14 protein-coding genes and 1 pseudogene are annotated in these 24,232 nt (G+C 36.1%); 3 read left to right on the forward strand and 12 right to left on the reverse strand.

Annotated elements, in window-relative coordinates:
- Positions 1–9: 9 nt before the first annotated feature.
- Positions 10–1,281: a dicarboxylate/amino acid:cation symporter gene (locus IP510_RS07205; RefSeq protein ID WP_194364085.1), complete on the reverse strand. Its 1,272-nt coding sequence runs from the start codon at positions 1,279–1,281 to the stop codon at positions 10–12.
- Positions 1,282–1,447: 166 nt separating this feature from the next.
- On the opposite strand from IP510_RS07205, the gene IP510_RS07210 reads away from it, so the two are divergent.
- Complete coding sequence (locus IP510_RS07210; RefSeq protein ID WP_194364086.1) at positions 1,448–1,987, forward strand: LysR family transcriptional regulator; 540 nt, start codon at positions 1,448–1,450, stop codon at positions 1,985–1,987.
- A gap of 314 nt (positions 1,988–2,301) precedes the next feature.
- Here the strand turns inward: IP510_RS07210 and IP510_RS07215 are convergent, their stop codons facing one another.
- From IP510_RS07215 to IP510_RS13945, 11 genes and pseudogenes are all read right to left on the reverse strand, one after another.
- Positions 2,302–5,751 carry a tyrosine-type recombinase/integrase gene (locus IP510_RS07215; protein ID WP_194364087.1) on the reverse strand — a complete coding sequence of 1,150 codons (3,450 nt, stop codon included), beginning with the start codon at positions 5,749–5,751 and terminating at the stop codon, positions 2,302–2,304.
- Between the two features lie 6 nt (positions 5,752–5,757).
- Complete coding sequence (locus IP510_RS07220; protein ID WP_194364088.1) at positions 5,758–8,133, reverse strand: hypothetical protein; 2,376 nt, start codon at positions 8,131–8,133, stop codon at positions 5,758–5,760.
- A 1,262-nt stretch (positions 8,134–9,395) separates the two neighbouring features.
- Positions 9,396–10,097 (reverse strand): HEPN domain-containing protein, encoded by a 702-nt coding sequence (locus IP510_RS07225; RefSeq protein WP_265087569.1) that lies wholly within the window; start codon positions 10,095–10,097, stop codon positions 9,396–9,398.
- A gap of 14 nt (positions 10,098–10,111) precedes the next feature.
- On the reverse strand, positions 10,112–10,483 hold the full coding sequence (locus tag IP510_RS07230) for a DUF6985 domain-containing protein (protein WP_194364089.1): 372 nt from the start codon (positions 10,481–10,483) through the stop codon (positions 10,112–10,114).
- 14 nt (positions 10,484–10,497) lie between these two features.
- Positions 10,498–11,124 (reverse strand): HNH endonuclease, encoded by a 627-nt coding sequence (locus IP510_RS07235; protein WP_194364090.1) that lies wholly within the window; start codon positions 11,122–11,124, stop codon positions 10,498–10,500.
- Positions 11,121–14,369, reverse strand: coding sequence for a helicase HerA domain-containing protein (locus IP510_RS07240; protein ID WP_194364091.1), 3,249 nt, complete (start codon positions 14,367–14,369; stop codon positions 11,121–11,123). The genes IP510_RS07235 and IP510_RS07240 overlap by 4 nt, the downstream gene beginning before the upstream one ends.
- A gap of 20 nt (positions 14,370–14,389) precedes the next feature.
- A complete protein-coding gene (locus IP510_RS07245) occupies positions 14,390–15,370 on the reverse strand; it encodes a hypothetical protein (protein ID WP_194364092.1) in 981 nt (326 codons plus the stop codon).
- Between the two features lie 17 nt (positions 15,371–15,387).
- Positions 15,388–17,688, reverse strand: a complete 2,301-nt coding sequence (locus IP510_RS07250) for a dynamin family protein (RefSeq protein WP_194364093.1) — start codon at positions 17,686–17,688, stop codon at positions 15,388–15,390.
- A gap of 17 nt (positions 17,689–17,705) precedes the next feature.
- Complete coding sequence (locus IP510_RS07255) at positions 17,706–18,698, reverse strand: dynamin family protein (protein ID WP_194364094.1); 993 nt, start codon at positions 18,696–18,698, stop codon at positions 17,706–17,708.
- Positions 18,699–18,701: 3 nt separating this feature from the next.
- Positions 18,702–19,607 (reverse strand): helix-turn-helix transcriptional regulator, encoded by a 906-nt coding sequence (locus IP510_RS07260; RefSeq protein WP_194364095.1) that lies wholly within the window; start codon positions 19,605–19,607, stop codon positions 18,702–18,704.
- Positions 19,608–20,087: 480 nt separating this feature from the next.
- Positions 20,088–20,269: pseudogene (locus tag IP510_RS13945) on the reverse strand (IS3 family transposase); the annotation flags it as partial.
- 318 nt (positions 20,270–20,587) lie between these two features.
- On the opposite strand from IP510_RS13945, the gene IP510_RS07265 reads away from it, so the two are divergent.
- Entirely contained in the window at positions 20,588–21,649 is a 1,062-nt protein-coding gene (locus IP510_RS07265) for an HNH endonuclease (protein ID WP_194364096.1), read from the forward strand.
- Positions 21,650–21,802: 153 nt separating this feature from the next.
- Positions 21,803–24,232, forward strand: a complete 2,430-nt coding sequence (locus tag IP510_RS07270; protein WP_320154185.1) for an AAA family ATPase — start codon at positions 21,803–21,805, stop codon at positions 24,230–24,232.

Here is a 24,232-nt window from a genome sequence, read left to right on the forward strand (position 1 = left end):
GTAAGAGAGTTATGTTTTGGCTGATTTTACTTCTTGATTGGGTTCAATCTCGTCTTCAAATAAGTTTTCTATTCTGGCAATACAAAGCGTTGAAACCATATCGCCTGTTACGTTGAGTGTGGTATGTCCCATATCAATTATTCTGTAGATTGCCGCAATTAAGCCGATAATATCAGCAGGTAAACCAATTGAGTCCAATAGAATAACCATCATCACGATGCCACCACCTGGAATCCCCGGTGAACCAATTGCTATTAGCGTTGCCATAGTGATGGTCATAAATTGTTGAAAGAGTGTCATCTCGATGCCATATATCTGAGCGACAAACATAGTCCCAACGGCGAAATAAACAGCTGCGCCATTCATATTAATCGTTGCGCCCAGAGGAAGAGAAAAACCTGCTAGCTCTTTTGTCACACCAAATTTTTCTTCTGCGACTTTCATAGTGACGGGAAGAGAGCCTGAACTACTTGTTGTGCTCGCCGTAATAGCCCAAACGGCAGGGATATGTTTGAAAAATTCTTTTAAACTTACTTTAGCTACGAACTTTAATAGGAAAATATATAAGAATAGAACAACGCAGATCATCGCTACATAATCAGCCAAAATAAATTTAGCCAACGGTCCAAATATCTCAAAACCATACTCACCAACTGAGGCAGCGATTAGTGCAGCAACACCATAAGGAGAAAATCCCATAATAATGTCAGTAACCTTAAGCATTATTTCCGTTCCACTATCAACAACCTTCTTGAAGGGCTCGCTTTGTTTGCCTAGTATTGTCATCCCAATACCAAAAAAGGAAGAGAAGATAATAATTTGCATCAAATTACCCTCAGCGAGCGCTTGAATAGGGTTAGTCGGTACCATGCTTAGCAGAGTTTCAGAAACACTAGCCATCTCTTTTACTGCCACTGGATCTGTTGAAATAATATTCATCTCAAAACCTTGTCCAGGCATCAATAAATTTGCAACAATAAGTCCAATGACTCCTGATAACAAAGTGGTTACGACATAAAATAGTAACGTTTTACTACCCACACGTTTTAACTTCTGTATGTCTCCCATATTGGAGATTCCACTTGCTATTGAGAAAGCCACGAGTGGTACAACTATCATCTTGATTAGGTTTAAGAACAGATCTCCAATGGGCTTTGCGATCAGCGCTTGCTCTTTAAAGAAGATGCCTGCGGCTATACCTATGGCAAATCCAATGAACACTTTCGTACTTAGTTGCATCTTTTTTTTCGCATAATGACACTTCCTATGTGTTACGTTCATGTGAGGTTCTAACCTGCAAGGCTAGTTAATGCTGTAGGAACAATGTTGCAACTATTGGTACAAAATTTATCCACTCCTAAATCTACCATTACAGTTAATATTATAATAATGAATTAAAACGGTTAGATATATTCAAACTATTAATATATAAACATGAGGTAATCTAATGAAGACTGAGCAAATAGAAACATTTTTGATGATCACAGAAACAAAGAACTTATCTTTAGCGAGCAAAAACCTGTTCATCTCTCAATCGGCAGTTAGTCATCGTTTGCGCGCTCTAGAGGAACATCTTGACTGTGAGTTATTCATACGTGGACGTGGTGAAAAGCTAGTCACCTTGACACAAAAGGGAGAGGAGTTTGTTGAAATAGCAATGCGTTGGAAAGCATTATGGCGGGAAACAAGAATATGGGCATTACAAGAGTCTAAAATGAACTTAAGTGTAGCTAGTATTGATAGTTTAAATACTTGTGTGTTTTCAAATCTATATAAAGAATTGATTAATAACAATAATACAGATAATAAGAAAGCTAGTGAAAGCAGCAATGGGATTACTTTAAATGTGAGTTCTCACTGGAGCAAAACTATTTATGACCTCATTGAGAATAACCCCAACCTTGGCAATGTTGACCACTCGATTTTTATTGAGATATGCAATACTACATTAACCTGCATCTCTTTATATATAAGGTCTTCAAGATAGATAATAAATTATACCTTTAAGGGTGGATTAAGTAAACGTATTTTTTAGTCTGAACATGGTCACCCTAATATTAGGGTCTTTTGACCACTTACCCCTACTCGATGGGTAAGCGAAATCTACTGCAATATTAGTTATATTTGATGACTTGATTAGTATTTTCCCTAAGAAGCAGTGAATCTTTGATTTTTTACTTGCCGTTTCTGGCCTTAAATGCATCGAGATATATTTAAATGATAATTATTATGCAAATGCATGTCCGTCCAATTGAGTATCATATGGCTGTATATCTACCGTATTTTCTTATGGAATATTTATCAGACTTCATCATCCACTATCATAAAAAGGTGTACTAAAAACTTTAGCAAGCCAGAAAATTCTTTACCATTTGATGCCTGTTCGTTAGTAATACAAATGCCAAATCTGATAGTGCTAGAGTTATAAGGCTTGAAAATAATTTTTGAGGTCTCTGGTTTTTTATCAGTAGTTCTATAGATATCGTTAAGAGCCGCTTTTACATGTTTATTACCTGCAATCATCCACGACTGTGCAGGTAAAAGCCTCACACTGATCTGTGCAAACCTTAGAAATTCTTCTATATCTTTTACTGGAAATGAAAGATAAGCATTATTAATAGTGATTTTTTGTCTAACTATCTGTAGAAACCACAGGTAATCTGCATGTTGCTGATCACGTAAGCTCCAAACTGACTTTAATATGAATGGTAGCAGCTCATAACTTTCTCTACTTTTAATACTCTTTGGTTGTCGTTGATCAGTTGTTTCAATGAAGCGACACTTCCCCTGGCTAGTAGTAATATGGGCTATTTGCTCAGCGCGTTTGGCAAATATCTGCCCATCTTCTAACTTTATAAATGAATGGTTTGACGATAGTTTGATATCGCCACTTTCCTCTAGCAGCTGTAAGAATTTGATTAGTTGATTGATGCCATAGCGGTGAACTCTATCATCTGCCATGTTAGTAGTGAACACATCACTTTCCTTGAACCGATCAGCAATATCAATAGCAAGATTCACTGGAATATCTCGACTTTGATTTAAGGTTAGTTTTTTTGTCAACTTGCGAGTATCGGAGATAGATATCTTGTTATTGATAATTGGAATACTATTGGACTTGAGCCTGTCTTTACTAATATCAGTAATATTTTTAAAGATAACGTAATCTAATTGCATTTCTGTATTGGCAATAGCGTATGTAGTCATAAGCATTGCTGAATGAATATAATACTCAAAGCTTCGGTTAGGAGACACATGCCCAGCTATTCCTGAAATGGCATACCATTTATCTTGAGCATCATGATTAACTCCCAACAGCCCAATTTTGATCTTGGCAATATGTTGATCACTGTAACCAGTTAATGTTTTCACAAGCTGATCGTCAGCATTCAAAATCAGTGATAAATTGGTAATTGCTGTATGTCTAAATGCGTGAAATGTATGGTCCTTTGCTTCGAGTAAGCTCAATATTTTTCTCAGTACTGCAAGAGGTTCTGCATCATCAATTGGGTATTTATCGTATGAAGGACTAAATATATAATCTGTTTTGTTGAGCTTATTTAGTTGTACGTATCGATTAAAGAAATTCAGTTCCTCATCAGATAGTAATGAAAAGGCTGCTACTCGGCGAATACTACCTTGAGTTTTTGTGCTGCGGTAAATATTTGGACGAATAACTAGCGACGGTTCGCCAAGGGTGAATCCCTCAATATCTGCATACCTCAATCCAAGCAATTCTTTCTTCCGCATGCCTGTACGATATGCTAGAACAAACAGTAGCTTGTACATATCTACTTCGAGTGGATCAACAAGCTTTGGTATGTTTAATAGGATTGCTTGATACGCTAGTGGTGAAATCCATTCGCTACGTACCACTCTTTGTGTTTGAGCTTCTTTAATACTTACTTTAGGGAAATGATAGTACTTAACCCCTATGTCATGTAGACGCTGCAGCAGCTTTGCTGAATATTGAATGTCTTTGTTATTACGATAGACAGCTTTATGCTCTAAAATCTCTTCGTAGCATTCTTCAAAATCCTCACTACTATAAGTATTTAAAGGCTGTCCTGATAGGAAATAAAGCCATTCATAAGCTACCGAGCTCAAATAGCCTTGAATAGTTTCTTTTTTGGGACGAGGCGTTGCATTAGATCTAGATAATACAAACTTTATTAAAATATTTTCAGCAATATCACGTTCTTCATTTAACATGTTCGTTAAAGAGTAGTTGATATCATATTCGTTGTCTTTGATTCTTTCTTTTTGTTGACGAGTGCTGTAATGATTGTCTAATTCTTTATAAATACGTTTAACGATATCTATCTTGCGGACTTCGGCCAGCTCAGCATACCTTACGGTATTTTTGCTGACTTTGGATAGAGGTGCCTCGACTGATAAAGATGGTTTGTTAGTTTTATACTCTTTATTTATCAAGGTGGAAAAATCATCTGTGAGTAGACCTGTGGTTTTACGCTTGCCTTGTGCAACTCCTATTAGTGCTTGATCAACAAAGACATTGGGCATCATTTCCCAATGATAACTTGCATGACTTAGCCACCATGGTAGAGAAGGAACCTTGTTTTTAGATACTTGCAAAACCTCACTTAAATGATTCCTTAGTAATCTTTCAATATCTGTGCTTGTCCTAACCTTGAAAATATCGTTAAATTTTCTACATCGGTACAACCAGCATTGGCTGATGACGTCTAGAGAGACTTGCTGAGTAATGTATAAAGAACTCTTTTTTACATTAGGAGACTCCACTCTTTCATTACCATAATTTTTTGTAGGGTAACGTACAGAAACAATGACATGATGATCATTGAAAGCAGTTAAGACTGGTTGATCTAACAGAGTATTGACTAAAGCAGCCAGTAGTTCTTTATCGTTAATTCCGCCAAAAGCTATTAGTGAAAACACAAGCGACGCTAAGGACTGATTTTGATCTTTACTTGCCGCCGCCCAGTCTGCCATCACTGCTTTAGTTATTTCATTAAAAAGTTTGCCATTTTTTACCCAGTTTTCATCAATTGAGAGTGGATTTTCCTTTACTAGAACAGGCTCGCTAGGTAAGGGGTAGTGATACTCCGATTGCATATAAAACGTGTTGTAGTAGCTAACAAATTTAGTCAAAACCTCCCAAGCATAGCGAAATTGAGCCATTGAAGTATAAATTTTAGAACAGACTTGATGTATCAGTTTTTTTGCTTGTTTTAAAAAACCTTCGAAGTACTGTTCATCAAGTGGGTATGTGATTAATGCTAATTGCTCTAAATAATCAGCATAATCTACTTCCCATTGCTTTAGTTTATTATCATCAGTTGGCTTGGGGTGTCTTTCTAGGTAGATCTTTTTGTATTTCTCTGTTGAAAGTATCTTGTAGTCGTAAAATTTTTTATCTACGTTCGTTTGATTGACTAGATCTTGAAAGTGTTGGAACGCTTGTTTTTGGATGTCGTCCCATAAAGTTTGAAATATATTCAGCAATTCATACTTTTGATAAAAGCATATTGATACGTCACTTTGATTTACGCTCAATATGCTTTTATCGCCTTTTCGTTCGGTAAACCCAGCAATGATTTTAGGTGGAAAAATATCTTTATTTATGATTGACGGATTAATGGGCTGTTTTGTTATATCACGAGTCCTACCTTTTTTCTTAGGTTTAGGTCTCTTAGTTTGATGCGGCTTTGCTAATTCTTTGCGCGACCTGTGGCTGTCGTTATTTGATTTATTTTTTAATGGCTTCATTTGCTATCACATTCTTAAATTCATTTGTTGTGCGATCTTCTCTAAAGTATCACGCACTCGCCAGATTTGTTGCTTGTTTACTGATGAGAATTGACCCAATGCCTCTTGTCGGTTTTTCTCATGACCAATCACTGTGTTGATCAAGATCATTGAGACGTTAAGTTTTTCAAGTTGGGTACGTAAGAAGTGCCGTGTCCAATAAGAGTCCTCAAAAGGCATGTAATCTGATAATAATTTTGAGATATGGCTTCGCTTAATTTTAATAAGTTCATCGTAACTATCTGATAGCATATTAAGCAGGGTTAACTCATCTTGTTCTTGTGTAATCTGATGAATAAGTTTATCGACCTTGGCAGTCGCATAAGGCTGATAATCGATAAGAAATAATTGGTATTGTTTTAAAATTGCCAAAAGAGTAGGGCACAATGGGATTAGCCGATGGTTTTTGGCCACCTTATTAGGTTTATCTGCAACTTCATACCAACCTACCTCTAAGTCAATATCTTTAACATTAGTCAGTCCATTATTTGGACGAGTACCAGTCAGCAAACAAAATTGGATCCAAATGAGAGCGCTATACCTGTTGAAGTGCTCCTCTCTATTGTCGTCATCATCAACCCACCCCGATAAATTCTGTAAAAAAATATTGACGTATTCTAATGTCAATGCAAACCCAGAGCCGGTAGTAAAATCTGTTCGGGTGCTGGGCTGGTTAATAAAACTATCGTCTAATTGATTGTCATAGTTAAGTAGCTCTATCGCTTGATGATAATGCTTAATAAGAAATTCGTTACTATGACTGCTGTAGTAGGTAGAAGGTGCAAGAGAGGCTGGTATTCGACAAATCAGATCGGCAATATGTTGATTACTACCATGAATATATCTGTGTAAAATAATATGTAAAGCGGTTTCAATACGTACTACTGATAGATAAGGCAGATATATCTCTTCTTTTATAGTGTGGATATAGTCTAGAATGTCCTCTTTATTTGGTAAGTTTCTTGCATGAGAAAGAAATTTTATTAACCCCATTGGCATAGGTAGGCGGATGATGCTTTTTTGATTTTCATGAATACTTTCATCATAACCCTGCTTACGATCAGTGATTTGTAGCTGATACTGCAAATATGCAGTATTTTCTAAAACAGTGAATAACCCAGAATCTGCAATGAAACCAGTTGTTATCAAAAACTCTACAGGAACAGCTGTCATCATTGATAAAAGTAAGATTAAAGAGGCTTTATTGTGTTTATAGTCGTGTCGATGTGAATCTATCGCTAATCTGCCAAAAACCTGTTTTAAGCCTGCTACAGAAAGCGTTCTGACATTAGAGTTAAGCTCTAACTCTCGCTGACTAATATAGCTGTGATGAACGTTTTTCTCTATTCTTTGTAAGGGTTGCATGTAACGAACTTTCTTATCAGGTAAATCTAAACTGACAATTAGTGGACGTTCTAAGGTATCCATGTACTCTTCAATATTTCTAGGTTTTCTGGAGTTTGGTGAATACAGTTCATAATCAAAATTTAATATTGCAGGATACTGATAGTATAAATGTGGCGCATCGCTTTCAATATCATATTTATTTTGATTCCAATAACTATTCCCTACCCAAGTTGAACCATCCACAAAATCAGCTAACTGTTCGGTGGCTTCGCTTTTAAAAGGATCTAAATATTTATCTTTCTTTTTACGCTGGCGAGTAATTTTCTTATTAGGATAGTAGGCTTGCTCAAAGCATTTAACAATCGCATCAAGCTGTTTAAATTTCGTACTGCGAAATTTGACTGTTGCTTCACTTTCCTCAGTGTTTGTTAGTAGCTCTTTTCGTACTTCTTGTTCGTACGCTACTATTCTCAATTGTCCTACAAAGAATAAATAGATGAAGTCTACTGTATTTGATAACCCTTCTAGATCGTCAAGTTTTGGTAATATCTCCCAAATCCATCGATTGTTCTTAGAGTTGGAAAATACGGGTAATTTGAATCGGTTAATTATATTCTTTAAATGCGTCTTTGCTTTTTTGTGATGTGATAATAATAAATAAGTGTGAATGGATATGCACAACCATATTATTTCTTTGTGCTCATCATCACTTAAGTTAGCTAACAAGAAAAGTGGTTGTAGAATCGGAGGTAATGCATTAAGCGTCTTTTTACCGACTTCTTCTTGAAAAAGTAAACCATTTTTTATAGCTATTAATTGCTGTATTAAAGGTGGCGATCGTCGTTGAATGCTTAAATTAATTGAAGTGGCAATTTCCTTTAGTGAGGCTATCCAGTCCTCACTGTAGTTATATGGATATTCAACGCTTAAAAAATCAACTTGTTCAATAAGTTGGTCATCAGTCAACAGAACAATTTGATCACTATCATCAGGCATTATATTTCTCACTATTTTTTGACTTATTCCGTGCGTTATCGTATGTATTTTGATGGATGTTCATATGTGAGCAAAAGAGTATTATGGGATAATTGTTAAGACCAAATAAGTGTTGGCATTGCTTTTCAGTTAGAGCTTTTTTTAGATCTTGATGGACTTTATAATAATTTAGATTTTCTTGGCTACGAATGGCTCTATTGAGAAAGTTAATAAGTTCATAAAAAACACTTTCTAACCTATGAAATTCAGGGAGTTCGTTGGTATTAATACAGATACAGTGTACTTGCTTAACTGTAGCCTGCTGGATGTATCTCTTGCAAAAGAATGCCAAAATGTAGTTGTTCAAAAAAATGAAATCTTGATCTATGATTATGATGAATGTAGTAGCTGCTAGAGCTCTTTCGATCTCCATCTCAAGAAAATCATTTTCTAGTTTTGATGATACCTCATGAGTTAGCATGTATAGCTGCTTAAAATCGTCATGGTAAGTAATAAAATGCTCTGATATATAACTGAGTGAGTATTGTTTTGTTTTCACTTTATAATCCATAATCTGATAGTGTTTTAGGATATATGCCAAGTAATCAGGGGAAGGGTATAGTCGAAGTAAGGTTTTATATTAGAAGCAATCAAGGACTGAACGGTTAATGTATCTAATCTGAAAAAGGCTCCCAGCATAAGCGTGGTAACTTCAACAGGTTGGAGTGGATAAAGCTAAACAAGAACTAGAATAAGTAGATAACACATTTCTCATATGTTCAAGTTGAGATTCATAATGCTGCTCTGCACGAATTTCAGCTTCATACTGACTGCGCAATTTTACATTATAAAAAACTGAGGTATCTTTGTATTGGCGAAAACATAATACATAAATACTATCTTGAAACAGAAGTTTGTTTTGAATTTCATCGTCAATTTGTGCGTATAGTATTGGATCTTTAAGTAATTCTTTTACACTTTTCTCAAAATCATCTATGTAATAATTTATAGATATTTTAAATAAAGTTTTGCGTTTAGGTGCCAGGTATTCACCAACATACAGGGCTTGAACCTATACTCTATATGTGTGTGAGTTTATAGTTAGTGTGACATGCTTAAATGATTTAAAATCTTTCTTGCGTAATGTGTAATGCCGCTCTGCTACATTCTTTTTAGATTGTGATGTTGCAACAGCTTCATTATATGACTCGTAATATTTTCTTGCCATCTGGCATTGCTCAGTACTAATCTTGCAAGTTAAGATTATATAGGATGTTCCAGTTTTATAGTGGGCTGACTATATATTTTTCTTTATCTATTACTGGATAGAAAGGTTTGCCCCAATCCATCTTGCTATGATGCGCCATCATAATCTCTAGCATTAATGGCAAAATAGAGGACAAAATAGCGCCACTATCCTTGATTTGAGCCCGGTTTACTTTGCCATTATGCGTAGCGCCGCCATGAATAATTTGATTACGTAACGTATATAAGCGGTCGAAAACTACCGCTAGTACTGTATCGGTATCCTTGTTACTCAGTGCGCGATGTACTTTATCTTTTGCGCGTTTAAAGTCCTCTTCCCAAGCCTGTTGACTGATTTGTCCGTTATGGTAGTCCCAAAATGGCTGAAAAGTATACTGGTTTTCTAACAGTATACGAATGCTACCAGAATACGTTTCCCACACTAGTTTATAAATTTTCTGGTCAGTATCTAATCGGCATATTAATTGCAAAAAGCGCCGAAACTCACTGCGCTCAGAGCTACTCGCAAATAGCGCCACTTCACGAGCGTAAGCGGCATTAAAGGCTATCCATAAGGTAATAAAGCGAATATCATCATCATTAACACTGACCGCTTTAGCAAGCCAGCTCAAAGAGCGGTGCATACGTAAGCGAAAAGGGTCAGAGAATTCAGACTTTTGGGATTGGTAGCGGTTCAACATTACATCAGGCATTTGATTGGTACCATCTATAGTTTTCATGGTTAAAAACCGACTTATAGAAAGTCGTCTTGCATAGTCACTTTCTGCTGAGGATAAAGGATAACTGCTATACCATGTTCCTCATCCCAAGAACAATTACATAGTAAGGCAAACTCTCCATCACGGTTAAATTGTAATGCAGTAGGTTGGACCACCGAATTAGTAATATTGTTTGTCCCTGTATAATCGTTTAACAGTTCTAAAACTTTTAACTCAAAGTCTGAATGATTGTTATCGAAAATTTTGTAGGATTGCTCTTGCTCATTAGTAACTTGCTCTCCTTGAAACGCACTGAAAACGCAATCTATTACAAAATCCTGTTCATTAAGCTTAAATTTAATAGGTTTCCGCCAGCCATATTTAAATGATAGATTTGAAATATCCATTTGATAATCCTTAGTTATTTGGTAGTTACCAGTTGTTTTTTGGCAACAGATATACCGCCTTCATGAGGGATGTTATTGTGAACTTCAGAAGGAACAAGTTGCATAGTTTGACAGTCTTTACATTCATGCCAAGTATAACCATTTTCTTTACGCCAATTAGCAACCTCTCTAGGTGTACACTCCCACTTTTCAGCAAGTTTTTCATCAGCTTGAGGAAAGTTCATATTTCTTTCAGTTGTGAAGTTGTCTATTTTTACCTCATCTTTCATTACTTCTGAAAAATCAGGGTCACCATCCTCAAAAGATATTCCATTGATATCATATTTTTCTTTGAGCTCACCCCAAGTTAAGTTATCTGGATTTGCTTTTAAAGGTACAAAATCATCATCAGGATTCCATACTGAGTTGCCTACTTCATCTATCCACTCACCATTACTTACTGGTAGATAGGTGCTAGATGGAAAAATTTCGACAGACTTTGGATGATGCTCTGTAGGCCAAGGCTGATCATTAGCAAAGATGTCACCTTCTTTATTAGAGGGAAAGGTATCCCAGCACTCATCTTTAGAGAATATTGTTTCATTAAGAATAGACTTATCAAGTGTTTTGAAAACCTCAGTTTGTTTAATAAAATCCATCATAAAATCATATCCTTAGAACTTTTTTTCCAGGCAGTGCTTAAATCACTATGAATACTGCGTGTCATATTATCTGATAGTTGAGTTAAATGATTTTTTAGTAAAGTATCCGCTAATACGTTCAGCTCCACCTCACTTGACATACGAGTTAACTGAGAACTAATCGTTTCTCGTATACCTAACACAGAAAGCAACAAGTTTATTGCATTAGTATGATCAGACCAAATTGTTGTATGACCAGTTTTTTCAACTTGTTGTATCGAATTAAGCAACCCAATCTTATAATTAGTAGCTATGTTATATTTTTTAGCACCATCTTTGAGTATCTGTAAGTCAAAAGGCTCTGTCTCATCCATTCGTTTATGCAGTAGTAACCTTGCTAAGTGAAGATTAAACTCTTTACGCTGATTGCACACAGTAACTTGTGTAGTAGTGGAACACTCATATGTTTTTTCTTCCCCACTAAAACGGTTGATTTTACAAAGGACAGGCTCTAACCAGTTATTTTGATAAATAACAGCAACGCCTCTAGGTAGCCTTGCAATTTCTTCAAGCTGATCGTCGCTGACTGCCGCTGCTTTACCGATCAAGCGACGATCTTGTTCATCAGGCAGTCTCAAAATAATTTTAGTATTGGTATTACGTATCGCTGAGCTGTCTACCGCACTTGGTGATTGGTCAGCTATAATAAAGCCTTCACCGTAAGTACGCATCTCAGCGATAGAATTTGAAAGCATCTCAACGGCTTTACCAGCCACATTTGAACCTTCAGAGCTTTGTTCAGTAGATGTTCGCTTTAAAAGATGATGAGCTTCTTCAAGGATAGTGACGTGTTTAAGAGGTTGATTCATGTCAGAGAATGCCATACGGCGCTCATTAAGGCGCATGATCAATATACCCATAATCAGAGATTTTGTCTCTTGTGAACCAACTCGACTTAAGTCAATAATAACGTTAGAGTCAAAAAGTATATCATTATCAATCTCATCAGAAGCAAAAATCTGACCATTTAAACCGTTGGTCAAACTTTTAACCCGCGTTGCAAGGGAACCAATATAATTACTCTTAACTTCGTCTGAATATGCGGACGTATTAATAACGTTGTTAATTGATTCTAACAAGTCAGTGAAGTTTGGGAAAATATCTTCGGAATAATAATTATATGAGTTATTTATATTCCAACCACTGGCTTCATAAGCTTGAAGAATAGCATCTTTTAGTACAGAAGGCATCGCAGCATACATCGACCAACACACGTTAAATATTTCAACCAGTCTGTCGATATGTTCTAAAACATGAATGCTTTTCGGGAATTTAAAAGGATTAATTTTTAATAGGGGAGCTTGAGAAGGGTTGGTTGAAAAAACATGAACATTATCTAGATGACCAAAGACGTGTTTATATTCACCTTTAGTAGGCTCAATAACCAGAAATGGAATGTTTTTTTTCTTTAGCTGGTATATTAACTCATAGACCGTATTACTTTTGCCTGATCCTGTTGAGCCTGAGATAAATACATGACTGGTTAAATTATCGATATCTAAGCTAACTTTTTGTGGTAAGTCATTCCACAAGTGTCGAATAACACCTAGCTCGATACTTTTATTAGTAGCAATGTTATGACCATCCAATGATTTGACTTGCCTACCAAATGCCTGAGTTTCGACCACAGCAGTGCTAGAAGTAGAGCGGCGTGGCATACTAAGCTGAATAGCCATCTCTTTACCAGAGACTAATGTTGCTGGAGTTAGATATTTAAGTGGTAAGGTGTTAAAAAAATTAGCGTTAAGCCTAGGGTGGTTAAGAACCTTCAACCATTCAAGCACACTTTTCATTTTACTATTGTTAGATTTATCCCATGTAGTCAAAGCAAAGTCTTCAGTATCTGAGTTGCCACCACGCATTAAACCTAAGAAGATACTAGCTAGCGTTTCAGATGAGGCAGTGCTATTTCCAATGAAGTACGCAGCTGTTTGCCAGCCACCATAGCGAGATGCTTCATCGACACGCTCTAACTGTTTATCAATTTTCTTAAGCATTTGCTCAATACTCTTATCGGTCATGTCAAGGGTTAGTTGACGGCTTGACCCTATAGTCTGCGTATCCGATTTAGCCGTAGTTTTACTATCAGTGCTTGTTTCACCAGTTGTTCGACCTGCTGCACTGCTAAAGCTAGTACCTTTATTAATTCCTTGCGACTCTGTATAGCTAGTACCAGCTGTTTTATTTTCAGTGAATGGATCACTTAGCATTCTACCTATATTACTACCTACCATTGAGCCGATAGCAGCGCCTGCTACGTTACCCATTGCGCCACCTATAATTGTAGCGCCTAATGTAATAGCAGTTCCACCAAAAGACGCTACTTTAGATTTATTGGTTTGTTCAGAAAGTGATTCTGAAGTCCCATAAGCTTTAGAGGTGTTTGTTCCTTCTGTAACGCCAGAGGTTTCAGTTTGGCTCAAGCTATCACTTAATGACTGGCTGAGCCCATGACTGATAGATAAGCTCATAGCTTCACTATCATTTTCACCATAAGATACTTGCTGTCTTAGTAATGGGGAGAGTTGAGTGGCGACACTTTCGTAACCAGACCGAATATGAGAAAGCTGAGTAGGGGTAACTGGCTCAGCTAGAATAATTGCAGAATAATTATGTCCTTCGGCAGCATCAATGAAGCGCTCGAGCCCTTGCATAAAGTGCTCTCTTTCTTCTACAGATAGGGAAGGAACACCAGTAACTGCAGTGACTGACTGGACAGTAGATGTTCCATCATGATTTTCGCAGTATAGACCATCCATTAAGACTTTAGTTTCTGAACCATTTAGTGGCAAAAGCTCACTACCAGAAAAATGACCCTTAAAAGTCTCTTGTAATAGTTGGCCTGCTGTACTGCCTTGAACACGACCTGACTGCCCACGAGTACCTAGGTATAAATGGGTTTCAGAACCATCACAGTCTAAGTATATAAATACAGAAAAACCAGCCGCACCTAACGCATTATAAGCTGCTGTCATACTTTCTAAAACTGATTGCTTATTTTCAAGGACGATGCGCTCAACTTTAAAGATTCTAACGTCAGAGCTCAAGTTAATTTTGTGATCAAATCGTGGCGCAATATCGCAATATCGCAATTCCGATAGATAGCTTTTATTGATAAGATTACTAGCATCTTGCAGGGCATTGAATGCTTGTTGTCGTATAAGTTCAGCTTCTGTTTTAGTAGCAAGTGCTATCTGGTTAGTCATATTTCATCCTATCTTTATAGTTATCTTAACTTCGCTATCAAAGCCCGTATGTGTTCTAGAACAGCACCACCTATTTTCATAGCTGTCTTTATAAAGCCATCTTCCTGCTTTCTCTGAGACGACTGTCTATTATTTGAGCAACTGCGGTCTGAATCCGAGTTGTTGCGGTGTGCGCTATTACTGGAAGTATGGTTAGGATGAGGCTTTATCTTAGATTTTGGATTAGCCTGGGTTTGAGGTGTTGGCTGAACCTTTATCTGCTCAAAACCTTCCACACCTTGCTGTGCAAAATATTCACGCACATTAATGAGATGCATCAATCTTTCCATAGAGAAGTTATGGTTAAGATAGCTTTGCTGTAAATAAAAATAATCTGTGTCCCATTCCTCTTGAATCTCTTGAATAGCAGGAGTAATTTCATCTACTTTATAACCCTCAAATGCTTCTGGCAGCGTCTTATACACATATAGAATATTTTTAACAATATCGGTTATTAACATTCTATAATTGTTAAGATTTGAGTCTAATATTAGCTGTATTTCCTGATAATATTTTTGCTGTATCGCCTGCTCTAAATCATTGGCTGGGATATACTTACTCAGTAAGTTATCTGAATCTAATAAAAAATCTTCATTATTCTCTTCTAGATTGTCTTCAATTATTCTCTTACCAACTACCCCCCTTTCATTTGAGATATTTTCAGACACTGTGTCATCTATGCGAAAACCTTCAATGTTATTATCTTGCAAGTATTTTTTTACCTTCAAAATATGTTCAGCTCTCTTTTTTGAGAATTCTCGTCGATTTAAGGTACTCAGTTGTTCTAAAAAATAATTTTCATGCCACTTATTTTCGTTAGTTTCAATCGGAGCAATTTTATCATTAAAATTTTCAAAATCAGAGTCAGGCATTTCTTGAAGAATTGACTCTATTTCATTAGTATTTACTGAACCATCGGAAATACTATTTATAAGATTTTCTCTATTAAAATTATTTTTCATTATTAGTCCTTAGTAGGTTAGATGTGCAATACGTTATTAATTTTTGTTTTAAAAGACCCTATTTTCTTCAATTGATCCTCTGCGTCGGCAATCGCTATCTTGCGTTGGTCTGCATCAGAAATTTTTGTCTTTAAGTCCGCCATCAAATCATTGAATTTATCTTCAAACTGTTCACTCATAAAATTAATATACATATGAGTGAGCGTATTATTATTATTTTCAGCTTTCTCGATGGCGCTTTTAGTTAGTTGTTGAAAATTCCCTCTTATATCTTTTTCACGGTTTTTCCAAACATCTACAAAATCGACATATTCTTCCTCAACTGTCTTATACTCATTAACTTCTTCTGTACTGCCCCAAGACCAAGGCTTATACCATTTAGAGGTTTTAACTGTTCTTGTGCCAGTTAATACTTCTATATACTCAGTTTGTACCTCATTATCTTCTAAAGAAAAATCAAAGTTATTTATTTGGTTTTCTAAACCTTGTAAAACAGGAAGTTCTAGGTTAGCCACATCGCTGAATAAGTCACTTACGTATCTTCGATACTCGTTTGTTAAGTGCTCTTTGATATGCTGTTGACTTACACTGATAATTTCTTCTAAATCGATAATCATTCTACGATATTCATTTTCTACATCACTAGAAAGTCTTTCCAGTTGTCTATTTGCTTCAGACTGTGTACCTTTACCATCAAAACCTTTGCCAAAGTCAGCAAGTAATTTACGAATCCCTGCTTGCTTAGACATAAAGCTTTGCATGGCATTATTTGGTAAGCTTTTCTTCTGCTTTTTAAGCTTGGTAATGTAACCATCTGTTTGAGAGCTTTTTTTGTGTTTAGCTTCTAATAAGTTTATTGTTTCTTCGAGAGTCTGTAATTCTTGTTGATCAATCTCAAGCGACTTTTGTAGTTCAGCAGCATTAGTGCATTGTTGTATTATCTGACTGAGTGCTTGATTGGCTCGTGTTACACGGTTAGGGAGGCTATATTTTTCGATATAGTCGTCTATCATCATTTCAACTGCGGGTAGGCCACTACGATATAACGCTGTTGGATATTTCTTATTATTTATTTTTTCCTGAGTTTTTTTAGATAAGGGCATATATTGAACCAAATCCATTAGTGATTCCTCATTGAATAAATCCTCCATTGCTACTAATTGATTACGCTCTGTACGTGTTAATAAGTCAATACTAAGCTCTCGCTTACGAAATAGGGAGGTTAAGTTGGCAGATACTGGATATACCAAAGGATTAGCGATACCATTGTTTTTTAGATACTGTTTGGCACGTGTAACGACATCTTTAACGAACTCTCCTTTTTCTGGATCGAAAACATCTGCTTTATTAATGACAAAAATAAAGCGATCTTTACTTTGCTTGCCTCCTTTGCTCATAACATCAGCAATTTGTTTTAACAGACTTTGATCGTCATTAATACCAAGTTGCTGTCCATTTAGGATGTATAGAACTAAGGGATTACGATCAGAATCACCAATATACCGCATAGTTGTTAGGTTGTGTTCGATGTCTTGACTGTTATTAGGTCCTGGGGTATCTGTTAAAACTAAGCGAACACTCTCTCGTTCTTCTATTGCAGGTATTTTCCCCTCTACATTAATTTGGAATACATCAGGTGATTTGTTCCACTCGCTCATTAGCTTAGATGCCGAGTCAGCACCTATTTTTGTTGTAAGATTTAATTCTTGTTTCTCACTGACTATATATTCTTCATTATCCGTACAACTTACCGTAAAGTGACCTTGTGGCATATGGTCGTTATCAGTAATTTTAGCAATCGTAGCTGTGGTTGCTTCGTTTAACGCTGGCAATAAGTCACAACCTAACATAGCATTAATCAAGGTAGACTTACCAGATGACATGGTTGCCACTACATAGACATCAAAATTTTTGTCAAACGCCGTATCAAACTTCTTGAGTATATCGGGAGTATTAACATACTGTTTGAACAACGGATCTTGCTTGGCTTCTAACACAAGTTGTTGAATGTTTTCTAGGCGCTCTTCTGAACCTGGTACTATTTCACACGACATCTTGACATCTAAGCCATCCTTGTTGGCTTGCTTAACTGCTTCTTCCATATCAGTACAGTCTGCTTCAACTCCTTTAAAATGGACCCTATACTCTTTTTCACAATTGAATATATCATATAGCTTCTGAAAAAAACCTTCAATCCATAGCTGTAAACGTTGATTTTCATATTCAGCAAACTGAGAATTACTCTCAGGTTTTTGGTCGTCGATTAGGAAATAAGTTTCAACTGTAAAAGGGTTATGTGTGATCTCTACTTTAATCATGAAATACTCCGTTAATGTTATAAAATAGTTTCTTGAAATTTATAATTAATAATGCTTTCTAACAGTGGTAAACCACTAAAATAAACTAGATTTTCGATTTGATTCCTTGGTATCTGTAATCCGTCTTTTATTATAATTGGAGTGTCTTTTCTCTCTTTATTAGGTAGTGATAGTACTTTGATTTTATCAGTTACATTATGAGCTGCTTTTATAAGTCTATCGTTATTAAGATCATTTAAGTTTTGTTGTAGCGTGTTGCGCTCCCGTCGAGTAAGAGGCTGTTGGTTCAATGCTTTTCTGGCATTTAATGCTGCAAGTGCAGATACTGGTATAACAATAGGGTTTATGAACCCAATATTTTTTAAGTATAAAACTATGTTCTCTACAATAATTTCAATATTCTCACCTTTTTCTGCATCTAAAATATCTGCTTTATTAAGTATGAATATAATATTTTTACGACTGTCAGCTTTCAAAACCTTAGCTATTTGTGATAAAAATAATTTATCATCATTAATGCCGATTTGAGTAGCGTTTAATACATACACAATCATACCGTAACGACCATCGGATACTAAATTAAGAGTTAAGGCTTCGTGAGTATTATCTTGGCTATTATTAGGGCCTGGTGAGTCATATAAAACAATATTCTTATTAGAGTTTTTTATAGAAGGGATGTTGCCTGTTATGCTAATGTAATTAATTTTTTCATCTGCGTTCCATGTCTTCAATATATTGCTATCGATATTTTTTTCATAACTTACAAATTTCAATATGGCTTTTTCATTTAAGTTTATAGTTTTAAAATTATATGCAGAACCAATAAAGTGAGGCTGTTGATCCTTATTATGTATTCTAGTTATAGTTGCTGTTGTTGCTTCATTGGCACAATGAAGCAGTTCCTGTCCTAACATCGAGTTGATTAGTGTGGATTTCCCAGAACTCATAGTTGCTACAACAATAAGTTCAAAAAAACTTACTATTGACTTGCTTCTTTTATTTTTTGTCATCGTTTAAAATCCCATTAAATACTTGCTTATAGTAGCTTCTAAATCTTTCTTAATAGCACTCGGACTAATCACCCGAATATGCGGTATCCAGTACTGCACGATAGGGATGACTTCTCTTGGATGAATATTTTTGCATGCCAGTAGCAAATCTCCATTATCAAGTTGGCGTATCAACTCTTGATTGGGTAGTAGATTACGGCGCTCAAAGTAGCCAGCAACTTTGGCATCAACTTGCACGATAATTTCACTGATCTGATTACCGAAGAACAGGCTATCTGTAGCAATAATTTCTGTCTTAACGTCTTCACAGCATTTAAAGGTTTCAGTATTCACTTGTAAGTTACTAATTTGAGTAAAGCAAAAAGTCCGTGTTTGTCCATGACAGCGACCGACTACGTACCAAATGCCGTTTTTATTTAGTAGATGATAAGGTTCTAATAGGTAGTGTTTACTATTATTATTAGCGGCATGGTCAATTACCTTACGGTAATCAAATTCAATATATTGGAAACTATTTATGGCTTGGTTTACGGTTCTAAAGTCGTCTGTACGCTCGCTTATATTTTCATAAGCGAAGCCCTTAACGAAAACGCTTTGGTTGAGTTTTTCTTGGAAAAACTGACGATCCATTTTCGGTAGTAAGCCTTGTACGCTAGCAAAGCTAGCAAAGCGCTGAATATCTGCTATATCTAGATATCCAATATTATTAGGGTGCAAGCGATAAAACTGTGGACCTTCTTCATAGAGCTCTAATAAAGTCAAACGATCCTGAAAATCTCTCTTTAAAGTGCGAATAGAGACCTTATAGGTGTCTGCTAATTCAAAAATATTCAAACGCTCACCGGCGTTGAGTCTAACGATAATGTCAGATAGTCGATACGCAAGTCTCTCATGTTTTCCAAATTTCATAATTACTCAATTTGCAAGGTAACTCTGCTTTCAGTTGCGCTAAGTTACTAAAAAATAACAAAAATGTAATTATGCACTATAATCGGTACTTATCAATTACTTTTGAACTTTATCTGACTATAACTACAGCAAGTGTTTGATAATATTGTTAATATATTTTCAGAATAAAAAAGTATCTGCCAAAAAGTAGGCATGGTTTAAGAAATTTAGTAGTTCAGTATAATTAATATTATGGCTTTATCGCTACAATCCATATGATTTGTTCTTTAATTGTATTGTACTAAAGACTAGTTTAGTCAAAGGAAGTGACAGGTTGTGTCATAGAATCCAATATTTCTTAGCTATGAAATAAATCTATATAGTGGATTTTCTCTAAGTGAGATAGGTGTTATGACGAGCTATGCTGTTAAGTCTATAGACATTAACTTAGGGGGAAGGTTAATCAAACAGCTTGATAATAAAAATCAAATCACATCACATCTATTCTGGAGTCTTGTAGCTCAAACCTTTTAAATTTTAGTTTGGTTATACTTAAGTTCAATGTGCTGAGCGATATCATTGATGGCGCCAAATTTTGTTTTATAGTCTTGGTGATAAGCCATCTCGTTCTTTAATACGCTCCAAAAAATTCCTATGAGAGCATTGTCAAAGAAATTGCTACGTTATGATATAGTGATCTTGAATAATCTACCTAAGCTGTTCCATGATATGGGTTGTACTAATTTTATTGTGGACTGACTGTATTCGGTTAAGGAGCTAATGTTGTTGAAATGATGCGCTGTAGTTATACCGCCTCTAAATACAACTAATAAACGACTTGATTTGTTTATAAGATAAAAAACCGAGCCTGAAAAATTGGACTCTAAAACATTAAAAAACTCTTGTTCGGCGAAATTCTACCAATTTGACATAGATATTTTTGACAGTATAAGTAGTAATTTTATTAGAATGAGCTACTGTATTTTTAAAGGATTATTATAGTGCCCACGGCAGAATTCCAGCTCAACTTTTTAAGACGTATTCAGTGGATGCTTGAATCCAGCTCCTATACCTCGACCTATAAATTTGCCTTATTAATGGCAATGGTCAATCTGTCTATAGAGTCTGGAATTAATGATGATAGTGAACACAGTATTTCTTATGAGCAGTTAGCAGAGCAGTTTATACAGCTTTATTGGACACAAGCTTTACCATACTCGGATCAAAGTAGTGATTCTGTACTCAGACAAAGCAGTACAACAGGGCAGGCTAGTGTTATTAATAGCATTCTAGATTTGCAGCATAAAACTAAGACAACCAGTCTGACTATGGCTCGCACACAAAATATCAAACTATGGCAATCCACTATTAAAGATATTTCCTCAACTATCAAAAAGTACCCTGCAAGATATCTGCAAAGTGCGGAGGACAAAGTTAGTCGTGAGTTCTTATATGTCTATGACTCAAAATCAAAGGTAATAACTTTAAAGCCTAGTATTGCATACTGTTTTACACGCTTTAGTAAAATAATTAACAAGTTATGCCAGCAATACTGGACAGAGTTCGTACGTAAGAACAGTCGTAACCAAATACATTTTAGTGATGATATTGATTTGCAGCAGTTCTTGTTTGACCAATCACGCCAAAGTCTAAAAGTATTAATACCTATCCTGATTGATACTCAGCAAGGAAAATGCTTCTATTGTCATAGACCCTTGAGAAACAATATCGAAGTTGATCACTTTATTCCTTGGTCGAAATATCCAATTGATACGACTCATAATTTCGTACTTACAGATCATAGCTGCAATAATAGTAAGCGTGATTATCTGGCTGAAGAGCTATTTTATGAAAAGTGGCTAGAACGCAATCAACAACATGGCCATACGATTGAGCAGGAAGCAAAAATTATAGGCTTTACGACTAGTCAACTTCGCTCTGAAACAATTAGCCAGTGGGCTTATCAAATAGCAGTGGAACATGAGGATCTAGTCTGGTCACCAAAGCCAAGTATCAAACTACGAACTATTAACCCTGGCTTACTGCCCAGGCTTAGAGGCTGACAAGTAATGTAAATGTATTTCTAAATTTGCTTATGCCGTTTAGTCATTTAAGTAGATCACCGATTATGCATAATAAATATACTAATAGTAGTAATGCTCATCGAGCTTACTAGCCAGTACTTTAAAAACTATCGTTTTTTTAAGGAAGAATAAGTGAGTAATAATTCAAATGTAACTGAGACACAGTCTTATTGGTTCGTTGGCTCTATCTACAATGATCAAGACCATACTGAAAGATTCATTGAAGACGGAGTTTGGGAGTTCAATTCTGAAGCTAAACCAATTGATTCAATAAAATCTATCAAGGCTGGCGATAGAATTGCTATCAAGTCAGCTTATACCAGAAAAAACGAACTACCTTTTGATAACCGAGGACATTCTGTTTCTGTGATGTTGATTAAAGCTATCGGTACAGTAGTAGAGAATTTAGGGAATGGCAAAAATTTAAAAGTAGACTGGGAAGCAGATTCTGCCCTTAGAGAGTGGTATTTCTTCACAAGTCGAAATACGGTTTGGAAGGTTATTCCTGAGACTGCACTAAGGGCTGGTTTGATAGATTTTACATTTCATGGCAAAGCTCAGGATATTGACATGTTTCGCAATGATCCATATTGGCGAGAAAGATTTGGTGATAATACTAAAGAAAATTCATCATTTAAGTGGACGAGTTTCTATGAGGAGATGGCATCAAAACTGATTACTTTTAGAGATCGACGTGATGAGCTTGTTACTGGCGTACATAAAATAGCAGAAAAGAGCGATGTTATGTCAGTGCTCAATGACCAGTATGAGGAGGATATTGTAGGAGGGCTTTTAAAAGATATATGCCCATTTACAGTCATGGCTCTTTTCAATCGTGGTATTACTGATGCTAATCGTAAAATAATAGCTAAAGAATTGGCTGATTTACTTGGTGTATCGCAGCCAGTGCCAGAATCGTTCGATGGCATTCCTATTGTCAATAATAGGGGAACATGGTTCTTCGGTTATAGTTACAAGCGTAAACCAAATGATATAGATAACTTATGGGAAATGTTTTCTAGTGCTGTCTCATTTGCTGATTTAAATGAAAATGGTGAGGAGAGTTATACTCATTTCGCTACTGCATATAATAATACAATGAGTATTTATGGAGTTGGTTGGAATCTTACTATAGGTTTATACTGGATCAGACCTTGGAGTTTCTTGACACTAGATGGTCAGTCTCAAGAATATATCAATAAGAAGCTTAATATTGAGATTAGTATGAACGGTCCAAAGGGACGTTGTAATGCGAATGACTATTTAGAATTGATGGCTAATCTTGATATACGATTCAAAGAAGACAGTTATCCTGTACATTCGTTTCCAGCATTGTCATATGCCGCATATAAGTATCAGCCAGATAATTCGGAAAAATCATCTAATATGACTTGGAAAGATATAGTTTTATCTCAAGTGAAACAGCTTTGTCATGACAAACAGTCTAATGAATTTACGGTAGATGAATTTTTAGAAAGATTTACCAATGAGCTTGAAGAAAGATTTCCTAATAGGAGCGATGTTGAAGGAACCATTAAATACCTATTAAGAGAAATGGTTAGGGACGAGAAAATAGAGTTACTTAGCAAAGGAGTATATAACTTGCTAGATGAGGCGCTGGTCAGTGATTCTAGTGTCGAAACATCTGCTAAGTTTTATACCCAAGTAGTTCCTGATAGATACTCTGTTGATGATATTGCAGCTGACGGATGTTTTTTATCCCAATCTAAGATTGAGATGGTACTTAAGCGTCTTCAAGCTAAGAAAAATATCATACTTCAAGGTCCTCCAGGAACGGGTAAGACTTGGCTCGCTAAAAGACTAGCCTTTGCTTTGATCGGACATCAAGACAATAGTAAAATTAGAGCGGTACAGTTTCATCCAAACCTTTCATATGAAGATTTTATACGTGGTTGGAGACCATCTGGTGAAGGTAAGCTGACATTGGTAGATGGCCCTTTTATGGAAATGATTAAGGTCGCTATAGAAGACCCTGAATCAAAATATGTTATTGTTATTGAAGAGATTAACCGAGGCAATCCCGCTCAGGTTTTTGGTGAGATGCTTACGCTTTTAGAGACAGACAAGAGAACACCAAATGAAGCGTTAGAGCTATCTTATAAGAAAGGAAATGGTGAGCGTGTTTTTATACCAGATAACCTCTATGTTGTGGGCACGATGAATATCGCTGACCGTTCTCTTGCTTTAGTGGATCTTGCGCTGCGTCGTCGTTTCGCTTTCATTGATCTTGAACCTACACTTGGTAAAGCTTGGCGTAACTGGGTACAAGATAAAAACGGAATTGATGCAGATTTTCTATATGACATCGAGAAGCGTATCAACGCTTTGAATGATGAGATATCTACAGATGCAAGTCTTGGTGCTCAATTTCAAGTAGGTCATAGCTACGTGACACCTGCTGTAGGTATGAATATTACGGATGCTAAAGAATGGTTTAGTGAGGTCGTAGAAACGGAGATAGGTCCTTTGCTAGATGAGTACTGGTTCGATAATTTAGACAAGTCTCAGAGCGCACAGAAACGCTTGATTGCGGGTCTATAA

It is taken from the genome of Psychrobacter sp. NG254 (assembly GCF_015277735.1).
Classification (GTDB): Bacteria; Pseudomonadota; Gammaproteobacteria; order Pseudomonadales; family Moraxellaceae; genus Psychrobacter.

Bases quoted from the DNA above. Each gene is read 5' to 3' on its own strand.
- IP510_RS07235 (WP_194364090.1), bottom strand. From the start codon at position 11,124: ATGATGGATTTTATTAAACAAACTGAGGTTTTCAAAACACTTGATAAG.
- IP510_RS07220 (WP_194364088.1), bottom strand. From the start codon at position 8,133: ATGCCTGATGATAGTGATCAAATTGTTCTGTTGACTGATGACCAACTT.
- IP510_RS07240 (WP_194364091.1), bottom strand. From the start codon at position 14,369: ATGACTAACCAGATAGCACTTGCTACTAAAACAGAAGCTGAACTTATA.
- IP510_RS07210 (WP_194364086.1), top strand. From the start codon at position 1,448: ATGAAGACTGAGCAAATAGAAACATTTTTGATGATCACAGAAACAAAG.
- IP510_RS07250 (WP_194364093.1), bottom strand. From the start codon at position 17,688: ATGATTAAAGTAGAGATCACACATAACCCTTTTACAGTTGAAACTTAT.
- IP510_RS07245 (WP_194364092.1), bottom strand. From the start codon at position 15,370: ATGAAAAATAATTTTAATAGAGAAAATCTTATAAATAGTATTTCCGAT.
- IP510_RS07255 (WP_194364094.1), bottom strand. From the start codon at position 18,698: ATGACAAAAAATAAAAGAAGCAAGTCAATAGTAAGTTTTTTTGAACTT.
- IP510_RS07225 (WP_265087569.1), bottom strand. From the start codon at position 10,097: ATGAAAACTATAGATGGTACCAATCAAATGCCTGATGTAATGTTGAAC.
- IP510_RS07260 (WP_194364095.1), bottom strand. From the start codon at position 19,607: ATGAAATTTGGAAAACATGAGAGACTTGCGTATCGACTATCTGACATT.
- IP510_RS07215 (WP_194364087.1), bottom strand. From the start codon at position 5,751: ATGAAGCCATTAAAAAATAAATCAAATAACGACAGCCACAGGTCGCGC.
- IP510_RS07205 (WP_194364085.1), bottom strand. From the start codon at position 1,281: ATGAACGTAACACATAGGAAGTGTCATTATGCGAAAAAAAAGATGCAA.
- IP510_RS07230 (WP_194364089.1), bottom strand. From the start codon at position 10,483: ATGGATATTTCAAATCTATCATTTAAATATGGCTGGCGGAAACCTATT.